The 16,977-nt window shown below is 60.7% G+C and carries 10 protein-coding genes and 2 pseudogenes; 6 read left to right on the forward strand and 6 right to left on the reverse strand.

Annotation, left to right across the window (positions count from 1 at the left end; all coding sequences use genetic code 11):
* Positions 1-281: 281 nt before the first annotated feature.
* Positions 282-527 (reverse strand): hypothetical protein, encoded by a 246-nt coding sequence (locus CAG47_RS27125; protein WP_085729371.1) that lies wholly within the window; start codon positions 525-527, stop codon positions 282-284.
* A gap of 321 nt (positions 528-848) precedes the next feature.
* Between CAG47_RS27125 and CAG47_RS27135 the strand changes: the two genes are divergently transcribed.
* On the forward strand, positions 849-2,171 hold the full coding sequence (locus tag CAG47_RS27135; protein WP_085729364.1) for a DUF1329 domain-containing protein: 1,323 nt from the start codon (positions 849-851) through the stop codon (positions 2,169-2,171).
* Positions 2,172-2,245: 74 nt separating this feature from the next.
* Here the strand turns inward: CAG47_RS27135 and CAG47_RS27140 are convergent, their stop codons facing one another.
* The gene (locus CAG47_RS27140; RefSeq protein ID WP_085729372.1) at positions 2,246-2,404 is read right to left on the reverse strand and encodes a DUF2986 domain-containing protein; all 159 of its coding nucleotides are present in this window, start codon (positions 2,402-2,404) and stop codon (positions 2,246-2,248) included.
* 319 nt (positions 2,405-2,723) lie between these two features.
* Here CAG47_RS27140 and CAG47_RS27145 point away from each other — a divergent pair, with 319 nt between their 5' ends.
* The gene (locus CAG47_RS27145) at positions 2,724-6,107 is read left to right on the forward strand and encodes an Ig-like domain-containing protein (RefSeq protein ID WP_085729365.1); all 3,384 of its coding nucleotides are present in this window, start codon (positions 2,724-2,726) and stop codon (positions 6,105-6,107) included.
* Positions 6,108-6,186: 79 nt separating this feature from the next.
* On the opposite strand, the gene CAG47_RS27150 is transcribed toward CAG47_RS27145, so the two are convergent.
* The gene (locus CAG47_RS27150; protein ID WP_256577572.1) at positions 6,187-6,759 is read right to left on the reverse strand and encodes a nucleotidyltransferase family protein; all 573 of its coding nucleotides are present in this window, start codon (positions 6,757-6,759) and stop codon (positions 6,187-6,189) included.
* 302 nt (positions 6,760-7,061) lie between these two features.
* Here CAG47_RS27150 and CAG47_RS27155 point away from each other — a divergent pair, with 302 nt between their 5' ends.
* The 4 genes and pseudogenes from CAG47_RS27155 (at position 7,062) to CAG47_RS27165 (ending at position 12,027) form a co-directional block, all read left to right on the forward strand.
* Positions 7,062-8,399: an MFS transporter gene (locus CAG47_RS27155; protein WP_085729366.1), complete on the forward strand. Its 1,338-nt coding sequence runs from the start codon at positions 7,062-7,064 to the stop codon at positions 8,397-8,399.
* A gap of 233 nt (positions 8,400-8,632) precedes the next feature.
* A pseudogene (locus CAG47_RS29495) lies at positions 8,633-8,911 on the forward strand (PAS domain-containing protein); the annotation flags it as partial.
* Positions 8,912-9,223: 312 nt separating this feature from the next.
* Positions 9,224-10,198 (forward strand): annotated as a pseudogene (locus tag CAG47_RS29500) (methyl-accepting chemotaxis protein); the annotation flags it as partial.
* 128 nt (positions 10,199-10,326) lie between these two features.
* Complete coding sequence (locus CAG47_RS27165; protein WP_143515943.1) at positions 10,327-12,027, forward strand: aspartate:alanine exchanger family transporter; 1,701 nt, start codon at positions 10,327-10,329, stop codon at positions 12,025-12,027.
* Positions 12,028-12,158: 131 nt separating this feature from the next.
* Here the strand turns inward: CAG47_RS27165 and CAG47_RS27170 are convergent, their stop codons facing one another.
* The 3 genes from CAG47_RS27170 to CAG47_RS27180 all read right to left on the reverse strand — a co-directional run bounded on the left by CAG47_RS27170 (position 12,159) and on the right by CAG47_RS27180 (position 16,832).
* Positions 12,159-13,064 carry an amino acid ABC transporter substrate-binding protein gene (locus CAG47_RS27170; RefSeq protein ID WP_085729368.1) on the reverse strand — a complete coding sequence of 302 codons (906 nt, stop codon included), beginning with the start codon at positions 13,062-13,064 and terminating at the stop codon, positions 12,159-12,161.
* A 48-nt stretch (positions 13,065-13,112) separates the two neighbouring features.
* On the reverse strand, positions 13,113-14,453 hold the full coding sequence (potE, locus tag CAG47_RS27175) for a putrescine-ornithine antiporter (RefSeq protein WP_085729369.1): 1,341 nt from the start codon (positions 14,451-14,453) through the stop codon (positions 13,113-13,115).
* A 78-nt stretch (positions 14,454-14,531) separates the two neighbouring features.
* Complete coding sequence (locus tag CAG47_RS27180) at positions 14,532-16,832, reverse strand: Orn/Lys/Arg decarboxylase N-terminal domain-containing protein (RefSeq protein ID WP_085729370.1); 2,301 nt, start codon at positions 16,830-16,832, stop codon at positions 14,532-14,534.
* Positions 16,833-16,977: the final 145 nt, after the last annotated feature.

The following is a 16,977-nucleotide window of genomic DNA, read 5'->3' on the forward strand; positions in this document are numbered from 1 at the left end:
ATCGAACAGTTGTCATCAAGAACCATGCTGGCAGCACGTTGCTTGAACTCGCGGGTATAGGTCTTTCGCTCTTGCATGGAACCTCCTGATTGGGCGAATCATATCGCCCTTAAGAGGTGTCCGGGATCATTAGGCCAGTTCATGCTCGCTCCTACAGGGTAATGGGGTCGACTGTAGGAGCGAGCAAGCTCGCGATGGTCGTTAACGATGACACTGGCTGCCTGACACCCCGCGGTGCCTGTGCCTTCATCGCGAGCATGCTCGCTCCTACAGGGATTTTCTCAGTCGTCGTTGTCATCGCGATCGCGGTAGCGACGGTGATCGCGATCATAGCCGCCTCGATAATAGCCATGACGATCATATTGACGGTCTTCGCCCTGGTCATCGTCCCCTCTCTGGTCGTAACCACGTCGATGGTCATGGTCGTAATAGCGGCCATACCTTTCCCCGTCATCCCAGTGCGGGCCACAGCCGCCCAACAAGACGGCGCTGGAAATGGCCAGGATCAAGGTTACTGCGCGATTCATATGAACGTCCTGAGTGTCGGAGGTATGGAATGGTTGCGGCCGCCCGAACTTTCATTCGGGTACTAGCTATGACCCTCCAGTAACTCAATGATTCCTCTGGGGATTGCAAACAAATGACGTTCGGCCTCAGCCAATACGGCACCGAATATCAGCCCGGGCCTGTCATGGATAGCCAAGGGACTGTCGTCAAATGAAAAGCGCTCCCGTATCGGGAGCCTTTTAATGGAGGTTCTGAAAAAGTCTCTGGCTATCGAGCCTGCGGATACAACCGCTACGCCCGAGTCACGAGTTGCCCGGTACACCGGGCAGGAGAATAACAATATGAAATTCGTGAAAAGTCTGCTGGCCACCATCCCCCTCATGGTGCTGGCCATCGATGCAAAAGCCTACGTATCGAGTCAGGAGGCAGCGCGGCTGGGTAGCAGCCTGACATGGGTGGGTGCCGAAAAGGCCGGTAATGCCGATGGCTCCATTCCGCCCTACAACGGTGGCCTGACCACGGCCCCATCCAGCTTCAAGACAGGCGACAGCATGCGCCCGGACCCCTTTGCGGACGAAAAACCAGTGCTGGTGATCAATGCCAGGAACGTCGACTCGTACAAAGGCATGCTGACCGCCACCACCGTAGCCTTGGCCAAGCGCTACCCCGGCTTTCGCCTCGACGTGTATCCGACCCACCGCACTGCATCGCTGCCGCAGGAGGTACTGGACAACAGCCGCAAGAATGCCACCGGCGCCCGGTCGCTCAACGGCGGTATAGCGTTCGATAACGTATTGCCCGGTGTGCCGTTTCCGATCCCGCAATCGGGTGCCGAGGCCATGTGGAATTTCCTGCTGCGCTACCAGGGCGTCAATATCCATTCCAAATACGATTCGTGGAGCGTCGATACGGCGGGCGTGGCGAGCCTGGCGGTCACCGGCGAGGCATTCGTCTCCTTCCCGATCTACGAGAACATGTCCAAGCCCATCAACAATTCCGACATCTACTACCAGTTGAAACTGTCCTATACCGGACCTGCGCGGCGTGCCGGCGAGTCGATCATGCTCAAGAACGCCACCAACCCGCTGCAGCGCCCCGGCCGTGCCTGGCAATACCTGCCGGCGCAGCGCCGGGTCAAACAGATTTCGATCCTGGCCTACGATACTCCCAACCCCGGCACTGCCCGCGCACTGGAGTTGTATGACTGGACGCTGGTGGGCAAGCAAGAAATGATCGTGCCCTACAACACTTACAAACTGACTTACGCTCGCGACGCCAAATCGCTGACCACGCCGAATTTCATTTCGCCGGACTTCGTGCGCTGGGAAAAACACCGGGTCTACGTCGTCGAGGGCAACCTCAAGGCCGGAGCAACGCACATCTACCAGAAGCGCCGTTTTTATCTGGATGAAGATACCTGGGCCGCGGTGGCCTCCGATCAGTACGACACCAGTGGCCAGCTATACCGTGGTTCCTTCGCCTTCTTCAGCCAGAGCTATGACAAGCAGGTCCCGGATGCCACCCCTTTCATGACCTACGACCTGTCGAAAGGCACCTATAACATCAATGGCGTAGTCGGCCCTCATGGCGGCATCCGCTATATCGAACCGCTGTCGATCGCGCAGTGGGTGCCGGAGTCCATGGCGGGTACCGGTATTCGTTAAGGCCATGGCGATAAAAAAGCCCCCGGTTCGAAAAAAACGGGGGCTGGAATGCCGTGGTGCTTGAGTTGCAAGGATCAGCTCTCGGAGGATACGACCGGGTCTTGAGCCGCTTCGGCAGCCAGTTTCAACCGGTCCGCCTTACTGATGTACTTTGGCTTTTTCGGTGCCAGTTTGGCGCTGGCCTTTTTGGCGTTGGCCTTCAATATCTGATTTATTTTCTTGCGACGATTCATGCGTGTCTGCTCAACGTGTCGATTTTTGAATGATATCAGCTTAAACATTCGATCAGTTCCTGCCAAAAACACTCGGTAAAACCGGGGGCCACTTTCCCCATAAATGGGTTGCTTCACCCACCCTGTCAGGTCCTAATCACCAGATTAGAGGAATATCCCCCTCTCCTACTCGTCTGCAACGATCACGATAACCTGTTCATTAATTTGAACTTTTTTCTTTTTTTCGTGATGGCTCATTAGTTGCACACCCCCAATTCGTGCCCAGTACAGCAGTCGTCCCGGACATGGAGACGGCGGGACATCAGGCGAGGGGTGAAAAATGAAAAGCGTGACACCACGATGCGATTCCTTCGGCCGGCTGCGTAAATCAGGCCTGCCCTGTGCAATGCTCCTTTCCCTCGCTACGGCAGACGCCGCGCCGCTCGACGATGTCAGCCAGCCGCCACCGACGGATCCCTCGGCGTTTACCAACCCGCCGGCAGACCCCAAGGCCGCGCTGGATGCCCTTCTGACCATGCCCCCCACCAACCAGGGGGCCATCGCCCTGCCCAATGGCGTGTATGGCGACCGGGACACGCCACGGGCCGAGAACGTGCTGCCGCCAGCCCAGCAGACATCCTTCAAGATCCCCACCAACGGCAAGCCCAGCCCATTGTTCGGGGCCCTGCCGTACACTCAGCAACTGCTGTTGTTCGAAGAATTCGGCACGGAAAAACTCGACCCGACACTGCCCGCGCCGCCCCTGACCTTCCCGCCTCCGATCGTTGGCCCGGCGCCCACGCAGGACCCGAACAGCATCGCCCGCAGCGGCCCTTCGGCTGCGGCACTCGAAGCCTTCATGCGCCAGCCGGGGCTGTACCCGTTTCCGTCGCAGTACTCCAATGTGCTGGACCGCAACCCGTGGAAAGCGCAGATCGAAGCCTTCCTCAACCGCCATCCGGTCGGCTCGCCGGCCGAAGGGCGTCCGCCAGGAAAAGGCTGGTCGCACCAGCGCTGGAACGAGTTCTACCCACAGGTCGCCTTCAAGACCGCACAGGCGGGCGCCAAGCTCAACGGCGGCATGCGCGACCGCAGGCAGCTGCACAACTACGCCGTCGGTGAGTTCGGACCTGGCGGGCTGTACAACCAGACCTCGGACGCCCCGGTCATCGCGGGCACCACCAAAGGCATCGACACCCGTTTCCACCCCAACATGCCGATTCAGAACCACAAGGCGCTGTGGACCTTCGACGGTACCTTTCCGCCAAAACTGTTGATGGTGCGCTACGGCCAAGGGGTGCTGATGCGGCATTACAACGCCCTGCCGATCGATCCATCGGCCAACATGGGGTTTGGCCTGCACACCCTCAGCACCCACGAACACAACGGCCACAACCCTGCCGAGAGCGATGGTTATGCCAACGCCTTCTTCTTCCCCGGGCAGTACTACGACTATCGCTGGCCGGTCCAGTTGGCCGGCTATGACAGCATCAATACCAACGCCCAGGATTCGCGCGCGGCATTCCCCTGCGCCCCGGGCGAAACCCTGTTCGTCAACGACGCCACCCCGGGCCTGAAAACCTGCAACAACGGCAGCATCAAGATCCGCGGCGACTGGCGCGAAACCATGAGCACCCACTGGTTCCACGACCACATGCTCGATTTCACCGCGCAGAATGTCTACAAGGGCAACGCGACGATGATGAACTACTACAGCGCCCTGGATCGTGGCAACGAAGCGCTGCAGGACGGGGTCAACTTGCGTCTGCCCAGTGGTTCGGCGCTGCCCTGGGGCAACCGCGACTATGACGTCAACCTGCTGGTGGCCGACAAGGCCTGGGACCAGAACGGCCAACTGTGGTTCAACCCGTTCAACACCGACGGCTTCCTCGGCGATCAGATCCTGGTCAACTGGCAGTACCAGCCGCGCCTGAACGTACGTGCGCGCAGCTATCGCTTCCGCATCCTCAACGGCTCGGTGTCGCGCTTCTTCAGGATTGCGCTGGTGCGCGAAGTCGCAGGCACCGGTGGCGAATTCCCTGGCCCGGCCGGTTCCAATGTGTCCTATACCCGGGTGCCGTTCCACATGATCGCCAACGACGGCAACCTCATGGAGCACGCCGTGCCCTTCGACGGCAGCATGGACCTGGACGCCGACGGCGATGTACAGGACCACAACGCCATCCTGCCCGCCCAAGGCATTGCCGAGCGCTTCGACATCATCGTCAACTTCGCAAAAAACGGGATCAAGACCGGCGACAAGCTGTACTTCGTCAACCTGATGGAGCACCAGAACGGCAAGGGACCGGAAAGCACTCCGCTGAGCCTGGCCGATGTGCTGTCCGGCAAGTACAAGGCGGTGCTCAAGTCGGGCAGCAAAGGGCTGGAATGGGACGCCGGCGACCCGGCGGTGGGCAAGTTCATGCAAATGGTGGTGCAGCCTTACTCCGGCACGGACCTGAGCATGAACCCCGCCGACTACGAGCCCGCCAAGCCGGGTAAAGCGGTCGGCAAGGTGATGATCCCGCTGACCATCAACCGCGACGACCCGACGATGCAGGCCAAACTCAAGGCGGCACGGCATCGCGAGTTCATCTTCGGCCGCTCCGACGGCACCGACGAGGAGCCCTGGACCATCAAGACCGACGGTGGTTTCGGCAACCGCGCGGACCTTCGCCGGATCAGCGCCGCGCCGCAACTGGCCAGCGGCCCGACCCCTGCCGGGTTTTCCGGCGATGGCACTCTGGAAGTGTGGAAAATCAGGAACGGCGGCAACGGCTGGAGCCACCCGGTGCACGTGCATTTCGAAGAAGGCGTGGTCCTCAACCGCGATGGCAAGGCACCGCCGGAATGGGAAAAATGGGCACGCAAGGACGTCTATCTCATCGGCCAGGGCATCGACAGTTCGGTGGACGTGGACATCGCCATCCGCTTCCGTGAATTCGCCGGGACCTACATGGAGCACTGCCACAACACCCAGCACGAGGATACGTCCATGCTGCTGCGCTGGGATGTCGAGAATCCGGGCCAGTTCCAGTTGATGCCAACGCCCCTGCCTGGCTGGGACGGTGTCACCTACGTCAATTCCGCGGCGCTGCCAACCTTCCGCACCGGCGATACACGGGACAATAACGACGATAACAAAAAACCAGTCGCCAACCCCGACAGCGCCGTCAGCAATGGCCAACCGGTGACCATCAACGTCCTGGCCAACGACAGCGACCCTGACGGAAACGTGCCACTCAAAGTGGTGGGCCTGGAGCAACCGGACTCCGGCAAAGGTGTGGTCAGCACCGATGGTACGCGCGTGACCTACACACCACCGGCCACGATCCCCGCGCCGTTCACCGCGACCTTTACCTATAAGGCTGCCGATGCCAAGGGCGCGGAGTCGACATCGGCGACGGTGTCCGTGGCGGTCTCGGCGGCGGCCGTGGAGAACCTGATCGTCACCAGCGCGACCGTCACCGCCCGCAGCAACGGCCGTTACTACTGGGTGCTGTCCGGCACCACCTCCCGTGGCACGGGCAATACCATCAAGGCAACGGCCACGACCACAACCGGTACGGCAAACCTTGGCACCGCCACCCTGACGCCTACGGCGACAGGCGCGCGCTGGAACATCGCGGTGACGACCGTCGGCGTCACCGCGTCGTCCAGCCCGACAGCGACCATCACATCGGCGTTCGGCAAAACCATAACGGTGCCGGTAAAGGCGAACTGAATGACAACTTCGCTTCAGCGATGACGGGCCTCACAGGATTTGAGGCCCGCTCCATCGGCAAGACTCCGCTCGCGCCCATTCAACTTTGCGGCTGCAAAATCCTGAGCCAGGGCCAGCGAGCCTGATAACTTTTCGCCTTCTGGTCGAACAACTCTGGCCTGGGGTTCTTTGGATTGATTCGAAGCAGCCCGTGCTCTGTGTCGGCCAGGCCGTTGGGGGCATAGACCTCGCCGGTTTCAACATCCCAGGCGATGCAGGTACCGGCGATCAGGTAGCGATCGACCCCGTCCCTGGCCGACTGAAGTTGAGGATAATCCCCGCCAAAGCGCTGGCTGTACCACAAGTGCACACGAGCCTGATTCTTGACTTCAATGTTCACCTGAAGGTCCTCGAACAGCCGACTGGCTGACTGGATGACCTCGTTCTCCGCTTCCCAGGACAGATCTTCATCGAAGTAAAAGACGTCGTAATCCTTCACTCCCCACTCAGGTGGTCGCTGTGACTGCTGATTCCAGACGGCCTGGAACAAGCAACCGGCCGTGAGCATGCACTGCTTCAAACCGAGCTCGGGCAAGCGATGGGAGAGTTCTGCATTCACTGGATTGGTCATTGCGATCCTGACCAGGTTTTCGACAGTCAATGTCATCTTCATTCCTTGCAAATCGATTTGATCGAGGCGACCGACAATACCCTGCCGGTCGTCTTGATCACATTTGAATTCGCTTTCCTGTAGGAGCGAGCATGCTCGCGATGGAGTCGAGAACACCGCTGGGTGTCAGATGCCCAGCGTTATCGTTGACGACCATCGCGAGCATGCTCGCTCCTACATTTACACCCATGCGTTTCACTACTCATCACGTCGGTACTGACTACGTGGATGACACTTTTGAAGTGAACCGCCTCAGTGCCTGCCCCGATAATCGATAGCTTACTGACGAATTTTCGAGGTCAAGCATGACGAGCGCAACGATGGAACAAGTCCGCCCCGAAACGCTGAGAAGAGTGATTGTGGCCGCCGGCATCGGCAATTTTGTCGAGTGGTTCGACTTCGCCGTCTATGGCTTCCTGGCCACGACCATCGCCCAGCAATTTTTCCCCAGTGGCGATGCCAGTGCCGCGCTGCTCAAGACCTTTGCGGTGTTCGCCGTGGCCTTTGCGTTTCGCCCCCTGGGCGGGATTTTCTTCGGCATGCTGGGTGACAGGATCGGCCGCAAGCGAACCCTGGCGATGACCATTCTGCTGATGGCCGGTGCGACCACCCTGATCGGCCTGCTGCCCACTTATGCCGCGATCGGGGTCATGGCACCGGTTCTTCTGTCCCTGATCCGCTGCGCCCAGGGCTTTTCCGCCGGGGGAGAATACGCCGGTGCCTGTGCCTACCTGATGGAGCATGCACCGCGAGACAAACGCGCCTGGTACGGCAGCTTCATTCCGGTGTCGACATTTTCCGCGTTCGCCGCGGCCGCCGTGGTGGCCTACGCACTCGAGGCGTCATTGTCCGCCGAAGCAATGGGCAGCTGGGGTTGGCGCCTGCCGTTCCTGATTGCCGCGCCCCTGGGCCTGGTGGGTCTGTATCTGCGCTGGAAGCTCGATGAGACACCGGCATTCCAGGCGGTAACCGAGGAACATGCAGTCGCTCACTCGCCACTCAGGGAAACCCTGCGCAACCATGGTGCGGCGATCTGTTGCCTGGGTGCCTTTGTGTCGCTGACGGCACTGTCGTTCTATATGTTCACCACCTATTTCGCGACCTACCTGCAAGTCGCCGGTGGCCTGAGTCGCGCCACGGCATTGCTGGTGTCACTGATTGCCTTGCTGTTCGCTGCGGCGATCTGCCCGCTGGCCGGGTTGTATTCGGACCGGGTCGGACGCCGAGTGACGGTGATGACGGCTTGCGCGCTGCTGATTGTGGCTGTGTATCCATCATTCCTGATGGCCAGCTCCGGTTCGTTCGCCGCGTCTGTCGTCGGCGTGATGCTCCTGGCAATCGGCGCGGTGTTGTGTGGCGTGGTGACGGCGGCCCTGCTCTCGGAAACCTTTCCTACTCGTACCCGATACACCGCCTCGGCAATTACCTACAACATCGCGTACACCCTGTTTGGCGGCACCGCGCCGCTGGTGGCGACGTGGCTGATCAGTACCACCGGCAGCAACCTGTCGCCGGCGTTCTATCTGATTGCGGTTGCGTTGCTCGCGCTGGCGGGTGGACTGGCATTGCCAGAGACCTCAAGGATTTCGCTGCATGACGTTGCGACGCAGGAGACAGACACAGGCGTGAGCGCTGCGGTCTGAAACACGTAACGAACCGGCCAGGCGCTAATTCCAGGAGGTTTCCTTGACCGCCTTTGCCTGGCCTTCAAAACCCTGAGTTTTTGTCATGAAATGACAAGTAATTGTCGTCGAATGAAGGGTGGTCAGCCGCCCCCGTCCATAAATTCCTCTTCGGGCCCGTACGGCGCAATGCCTGCCTAACGTGCTGATTTATATGCCCAACATCATAATAATAATCCGAGGGGTCGCATCGTATGCGTGTGAATTTGCCCGTAACCGAGCATGAAAGAGTCTTTCCCGCCGAACAACGATTGATCTCCACGACCGATCTCGATAGCCGTATCACGTACTGCAATGACGCCTTTGTGGCCATCAGCGGTTTCACCTGCGACGAACTTGTCGGTCAGCCCCATAACCTGGTTCGACACCCCGATATGCCGCCCGGGGTATTCATTCATATGTGGCACACCATCAAGCAAGGCAAACCCTGGATGGGTATTGTGAAAAACCGCTCGAAAAATGGTGATTTCTATTGGGTCAGTGTCTACGTCACGTCCATCCATGAAAACGGGCGCCTGAGTGGATACGAGTCGGTTCTGTCGCTGCCCAGCCGCGACCAGGTCCGTCGGGCAGCGGCACTCTATGCAAGGATGCGTGCCGGCAAGCCGATCGTTGCGCGCAGCGCGCGGATTCTCCGGCCGTTGCAACACGGGTGGCCGTTACTGATGGCGGGCGGGGTTTCACTGCTGGGCAGTCAGTGGCTACCACACACAGCGGCACAAGGCGTCCTGGTGGCGAGTCTGGGTGTTGCCTGGTACCTGCTCGCCTCCCGACAGCGCAGCGCCATCGAGCGCACCCTGGCCGAGCATCCCAAAGCCTTTTCCGATCCCTTGGTCGCGCTCACCTTTAGCGACAACCACGGTCCCCAGGGGCGCCTGGACATGGCCATGCTCAGTGAGGAAGCACGCTTGCAGACAGCCCTGTCCCGGCTCGTCGATGCCGGGGTCAACGTCAAGGCCAAAGCGGCGCAGTCATCCGCACTCTCGGGTTCCCAGGCGCAGTCGCTGGATCGTCAGCGCAGCGAAACCGACCAGTCCGCCGCGGCCATTTCCCAGATGGCCGCCACTATCCAGGAAGTCACCCAAAACGTCCTCAGCACCGCACATGCCGCGTCGCAGGCCGACCAGTTGACCCGTGACGGCACTGAACTGGCCCGGCAAAGCCTGAGCGCCATGGCAACCATGCATGCGGCGGTCAACGAGATTGGCCAGGCGGTCAATGCATTGGCGAGCGAAACGCAATCGATCGGCAGTGTCGTGGACGTCATCACATCCATTGCCGAACAGACCAACCTGCTGGCGCTCAATGCGGCGATCGAGGCCGCCCGGGCCGGGGAGCAAGGTCGCGGTTTTGCCGTGGTTGCCGACGAGGTGCGCTCCCTTGCGCAGCGCACTCGCACTTCCACCGAACAGATCCACGGCATCATCGCGTCCCTGTACAACGGCGCCGATCGCGCCGTCTCGACGGCCAGCCACGGCGAACAGATGTCCCGCGAAAGCATGCAACGTGTCGAGGCCGTACAGTCGGCGCTGGTCGGTATCAGCCAGGCCGTCTCCCGGATTACTGCAATGAGCCAGCAGATGGCCTCGGCGTCTGAAGAACAAAGCCATGTGGCCGAGGATATCAACCAGCAGATCACGCGAATTGCCCAACTGTGCGATCACAGCGCCGGGCAGGCCGAACAGGGCGCTGCGATCAGCCAGGATCTGGAAGTCATGGCCGAGTACCTGCACAGCCTGGCCGAACGCTTCAACCGTTAGCGCCTGCAGGACGATTCCGGCACCCGGAACCTGTCATTGAGCAACCACTCCGGATTCACCCGCTACGCTACTGCCTGAGGTTTTCCTGACATCAGGCATTAACGTAGCGAAATCTGGGGATTCAAACCGTGCATGCACTCTTCGCGTTTCTCGATACCAACCCCTACATGCTGCTGTTCCTGGTGGTGAGCCTGGCGGTGCTGATTGGCCGCTTCACCATCAAGGGTTACGGGTTGGGAACTGTAGGCGGCGCCATCGTGGTGGGCTGTGGCGTCGCCATTGCCGCTTCGCTCTATGGCATCACATTCAAGCTCGACACCTTCACCATGAACCTCTTCTACTACCTGTTCATGTACGGGGTCGGCTTGCGGGTAGGTCCCTCCTTTCTCAACAGCCTGAAGGACGACGGGCTGAAGTTCACCGTCCTTGCGGTCATTTGCAGTGTGGTCAGCCTGGCCGTGGTGGTCGTGGGCACGCGCCTGTTCAACCTGCCGACTGGCGCGGCCGGCGGAATCCTCGCCGGGGCCACGACCATGTCCTCGGCCATCGGCTCGGCCGAACAGGCCGTGGCCTCGGGTGCCGTCCAGCTCGCACCGGGCGACACCGTCGAGGGGGTGTCGGCGATGATTACCCTGTCCTACGGCATTACTTACATCTGGGGCACCGTGGGCATCGTGCTGATGTGCAAATACATGCCGCGCTGGTGGGGGGTGGATGCCAGGGCGGCAGCCCGTCGTTATGAGGAACAGCATGGGATGCATGATCTCGAGGACGACGGTCTTACCGCTGACAAGGCCTTCGCATTGCGCGCTTACCGCCTGGAAAACCGTACGACTGCCGGCCTGACCATCCGCGAATTTCTCGCTCGATACCCGGAGTATCGCATCGTCAATGTGCATCGCGCGGATGAGGCGATAGGGGCAGATCCTGATATCCAATTGCAGTTGGGGGATGTGATTACCCTGGGCAGCACACGTACAGGCCTGACCACCAACATCGGCCTGATCGGCCCGGAGGTCGATGACGCCAAGGCGCTCGCCGTTCCCCTGGATCACGCGGAGATCCTGGTGACCGAGAAAGCCGTCATCGGCAAGCAGCTCAAGGAGTTCCGCACAATGAACCTGGCCGGGCAGCTTCAGTTGACTCGCATCCAGCGCGGCGGAGTACCGCTGCCCGTGGGACCGGAAACCAGGTTGCAACGCCGCGACGTGCTGTTCGTCACCGGCCTGTCCAACGCCGTGCAACGCGCGGGCGAATTGTTTGGCGTTATCGCCCGGCCCAGCAGCATCACCGATTTGCTGACGCTGTTTGTCGGAATGTCCCTGGGACTGCTGATCGGTCTGATCCAGTTCCCCGCCTTTGGCGCCTCTGTCGGCCTGGGGAGCGCGGGCGGCCTGATGGTATCGGGCATCATCGTCTCGTCACTGTCCTCGCGCCTGCGCTTCTTCGGCAATACGCCGAACGCAGCGCGTAACATCCTTGAGGACATAGGCCTGCTGGTGTTCGTTGCCATTGTCGGGATCAATGCCGGCGCTACCCTGCTCGCTCAATTGACGGGGACGCTTGCCGTGCAGATATTCCTGGTGGGCTTCGTTGCCTGCATGCTGCCGCCGTTCGCCGTCTGGGTGGTTGGCTACCACTTGATGAAGATCAATCCGGCGGTACTGATGGGCGGCATGGCCGGCGCCCGCAGCCATTCCGGCCCGTGCCTGGAGGCCGCGGCGGAGATCGACAGCAATGTGCCGTGGGTCGGTTTTCCGGTCGCGTTTGCCGTCTCTGGAATCTTGCTGACGGTCCTCGGCTACTTCGCCATGGTCTTCGCCAATTGATGCTATCCCGCACCCCCTGTAGGAGCGAGCAAGCTCGCGAAGAACGCCAGAACAACGCGGGCATCCAGGCAACCCGCGTCATCGTTGACGTCCATCGCGAGCTTGCTCGCTCCTACAGAGGGCCGTTGTCGCTAAGGCAACGCATAGACCCTGAACAGCTTTCTCACAGTAAGGTTGCTGCCACCCAAATACTGGTCGTAGGCTTTTTCCACAAACCCCGAGTAATAGGCTTCACTCAGGGCCGTATCGACCAGCAAGCGGAAGTCTTCGTCGTTGCGATCCACCATCATCGCCACCGGCGAGTACTCGAAGATGCGGTCCAGGACCATCAGGTTCTTGTCCGCGCCCTCCTTGGCCACTTCGTTTCGCAGCAGCATGCGCTCGGAGAAGAAGGCGTCGGCCTTGCCCTCGGCGACCAGCTTGACGCCCTCGTCGTTGTTGGCCACGGTCACCAGCGAGGCGATCACGTTGAGCAGGCGCATCTGCTCGCGAATCCAGTCTTCGGTCACGCCCCCCTCGATGGTCGCGTAGGTCTGGTTGGCCAGGCCATTGTTGATGCTGGCACGCCAGGTCGGGCCGCTATTGGCGACCTTGCCATTGAGCACATTGAGCAAGGGTTCGGGCGCATCGTTGCGCACCACGACCGAGAGGCCGGCGGTGTAGACCGGTATGGAGTAGCTGATCATCTTGCGCCGTTCCAGGGTCGGCGGAGTCGGTGTGCAGAGGATATCGACCTTGCCCTGGCTCACGGCACTGACCTCGTCCGAAATCTTTACCGGCTGGTAGTGCACTTGCAGGTCGGGCAGGCCCAGTTCGCTCTTGAGCTTGTCGGCGACCTTCAGGCACAGGTCGATGGCATAACCGCTGGCCTTGTCGCCTTCCTGCTTGCTGAATGGGGCCAGGTCAGGCAAGTAGCCCAAGGTAACGGTGTGGCTGCTGCGCACGCGTTCAAGGGTGTTGGCACCGGCTGCCAGCGGCAGCGTCGAGAGTGCCAAGGCAAGCAGCAATCTGGTGGTTGTGGCAAATGGTACGTTCATGTCCGGTTTCCCCGTATGCAGATGTCTGTGCAGTCCTGTTGACCACGCCTAAGGGTTCGTGGCCCGGGCCTGGTTGGCCGCTGGCACGTCGGTGAAACGTTTGGCGAGGAAGCCATAGAGCAGGTAGCCGATAGCGAGTACCAGGGTGCCGCCCATCACCGCATCCTTGCCACAGGCGTACAGGGCGTACAAGGAGTACGTCACCGCAATGATCAGTACGACCACGTTGCGTGAGTAGATCCCCGACGAAACCCTGGCCTTGTGCATGATCACCAGCAGGCCGGTCAGCGCAGTGATATAGGGGATCAGGTTGGTGACCGCTGCAAGGCTGACCAGCTTGCTGAACTGGGCGGCGGCATCGGGCGAGATGGTCGACAGGGCCATGAGGGTCTGCAGTACGCCACACACGATCATGCCGACGACGGGAGCATTCATGGCGTTGACCTTGCTGAACAGCTTGAGGAACAGGTTCTGGTCAGCCGTCATCTTGGCGGTTTGCGCCAGGGTGAATTGCCAGCCCAGCAGCGAGCCGACACAGGCCATGACCGCGAGGGCCATGACAATATTGCCCACCATCGGGCTGAATATCGTCGCGTAGACCAGCGCAAAGGGTGCCGAGGATTTGGCCAGCTCTTCGTTCGGAATGATGCCCTGGATGACGGTGGTCGACAGTACATAGACCACGGCGGCACCCAGGGTACCGAACAGGCAGGCCAGCGGTACGTTGCGCTTGGGATTTTCCACGGCATCGGTGGCCTGGGCCGCCGACTCCATGCCCAGGAACGCCCACAGGGTCAGGGGAATGGCCTTGCTGATGGCCTCGGAGATCGGCAGGCTGTTGGGGTTCCAGGCAGCTGACAGCACCTCGGGCTTGAACCAGAACCAGCCGATGATGCTCAGGCCCGCAACCGGAATGATCACGCCCCAGACCGTGAACGCGCCGATCTTGCCGGTAATGCTGGGGCCACCGAAGTTGGCGAAGGTGGTCAGCCAGATCAACGTGATCGTACCGATGCACAGCGGAATCGCGCCCGTGCCCAGCCAGGGGACGAAGGCAGTCATGTAGCCCACCGCCGAAATGGCCACGGCCACGTTGGCGATGGCCAGTGACAGGAAGTACAGGTACGAGCAGAGGAAAAAGCCCGACTTCGCATGGGCCTCTTCGGTGTAGGCGGACAAGCCGCCGGAGCGCGCGCAGAAAACGCCGCACTGGGCAAAACAGTAGGCGATGGCCATCGAACCAATCGCAGTGAACAGCCATGACAGCAGTGAGACGGCACCCAGCTGAGCCATGTTGGTGGGCAACATGATGATGCCCGAGCCCATCATGTTGACCGTCACCAGCGTCGTGAGCCCGACCAAACCCATTTTCTTGCTTGAATCAGCCATCGCAAACTCCTTGCCTTGTTCAAAGTTTTGAACCTGGGCCAGGCGTCGTGCAATACGGCGCCTGGCAGAGGATTACGCTTACTGCTTGACCACATACACCTTGTAGGTGGGGCGGCCCTGGCTGTCGCGCTCGATCTCGACGCCATGGTTGTCGTGCTCGTAGCCTGGGAAGCGACCGTCGAAGGCCTCCATCGCCAATAGGTAGTCGACAATGGCTTTCTTGTCCGCGCCGGCCTTCTCGCCCGGCATCATCAACGGAATGCCCGGTGGATAGGGGACGATCTGCACGGCGACGGTGCGACCGACCATATCGCGCACTGCAATCTGTTCGATTTCGCCTTTGACCAGCCTGGCGAAGGTGTCCCGTGGTGAACTGACCGGGTCGGGCAACAGGGTGTAGGCCTCATCCATGTTGTGCAGCATATTCGTGGCCAACATGTCCTGGTGCATCTCCTCGGCCAGGTCCTTGAGGCCCATGCCGCTGTAGCGATCGCCATGGCTGTCGACCAGGTCGGGCATCACTTGTTCAAGGGGCGAGTTGCTGTCGTAATGTTTCTTGAACTCCATCAGGCCCGCCACCAGTGAGCCCCACTTGCCCTTGGTCACGCCCAGGCTGAACAGCAGCAGGATCGAATAGGGCTCGGTTTTCTCCACCACGATGCCGCGGCTTGAGAGGAACGACGACACGAGTGGTGCCGGAATGCCGCTGGTTTCCATCTGGCCTTCCAGCGTTTGCCCCGGTGTGAGCACGGTGACCTTGATCGGGTCGAGCATGCAGTAGTCGCTACCCAGATCGCCGAAACCGTGCCAGGTGGCTGTCGGCTTGAGCACCCAGGCATCGCCGTGGCGCAGTACCTCTGGATCGACGTCGGCAAACGGTACCCCGTCGACCTGGTCTGGCTGCCAGATTCCGAACCACCAATCCTTGGCATCGCGCTGTTGGATTTCCTTGCTCAGACGCACCATGGCCTGGCGAAAGGCGATGGCTTCGCCGATGGACTCATCGGTGAGGTAGCCACCGGCATCGTTCATCATTTTTGCCGAGACGTCGGTGGAGGCGATGATGCTGTACTGCGGCGAGGTGGAGGTGTGCATCATGAAGGCTTCGTTGAACAGGGCCGGTTTGACCGGCACCTTGCCCGAGCGAATATGAATCATCGAGGCCTGGGACAACGCCGCCAATAGCTTGTGAGTGGAGTGGGTGACGGTCACCGTGGCGTCGTCGGCATGTCGTTCGCCGCGGTGCATGCCGTAGCGGCCCTCGTACAACGGGTTGAAGCGCGCATAGGCGTACCAGGCTTCGTCGTAATGGATGCGATCGACGCTCTGGCTCAGCTCGCGGGTAGTGGTCTGCACGTTGTAGCACAGGCCGTCATAGGTCGAGTTGGTCAGCACCGCCAGCACCGGCTTGGCCGTCTTGTTGGTCGCCAACGGGCTCTCGGCGAGTTTTTGCGCAACGGCGGCGGGGGTCAGTTCAGTGCGCGGCACTGGCCCGATCAGCCCACGGGCATTGCGCCGCGGCCGCAGGTACAGCGGAACCGCGCCGGACATGTTCAAGGCATAGTTCAACGATTTATGGCAGTTGCGGTCCACCAGCACCGCGTCACCATCGGTCACCGCCGAATGCAGGACGATCTCGTTGCTCGCCGAACTGCCACCCACGGAAAAGAAGGTGAAGTCAGCGCCAAACACCCGCGCGGCATATTTTTCCGCTTCATCGATCGGCCCCGAATGGTCGTTGAGCGAGCCCAGTTCGCCGACCGAAACGCTCAGGTCAGAGCGCAGCATTTGCTCGCCGTAGAAGTCGAGAAATGCACGCCCCACCGCCGTCTTCATGAAGGCCGTGCCGCCGGTGTGGCCCGGGGTGTGCCAGGAGTACTCATGGGTGCCGGCGAAGTTCACCAGCGCGCCGAAAAACGGCGGCAGGATGCTGTCGAGGTAACGACGGGCGGCGGCTTCGATGCGCCCGGCGATGAACTCCGGGCTGTCCTCGGGCTGCCAGATGAAACCGTCGATGTTCTCCACGAACGCCAGCGGCACCCGGCTTCGATGCGCCTGGCTCATACCGAGCATGATCGGCAGCTGTGCCGTGCGCCGGCGGATCAGCTGGATCAGTTGCAGCGCCTGATCCTGGCTGTTTTCACAAAGGCCCCAGCCGATGATCGCGCAGCAGTAGGCCGAGTTGGCGCTGATGGCGATTTCGGCCTCCTCCAGCGACCCGACCAGCTCCACCTCCAGTTCATGCTCATGCAAGGCGGCAGCAATCGCCTGGGCACTGCGCAGAATGATGCTGTCGTGATGTTCCTGGGTGTTGGCCACGATCAGCACCGGGAAGCGCTGCGCCAAATCGACCGGCAAGCGGGTTTGCGAGTGACTCATGCATTTCTCCTTGAACAATGATGAGGGTGCAGCTTCAAACCTTCAGCACATACCCATAGGCGCGAGTACGACCGCCTTCGTTTTTCAGATAGACCCCCTGCAACTCCGGCGTGAAGCCCGGCAAGCGGTTGATGCCTTCCTCCAG

Source organism: Pseudomonas sp. R37(2017) (genome assembly GCF_002113375.1).
Classification (GTDB): Bacteria; Pseudomonadota; Gammaproteobacteria; order Pseudomonadales; family Pseudomonadaceae; genus Aquipseudomonas.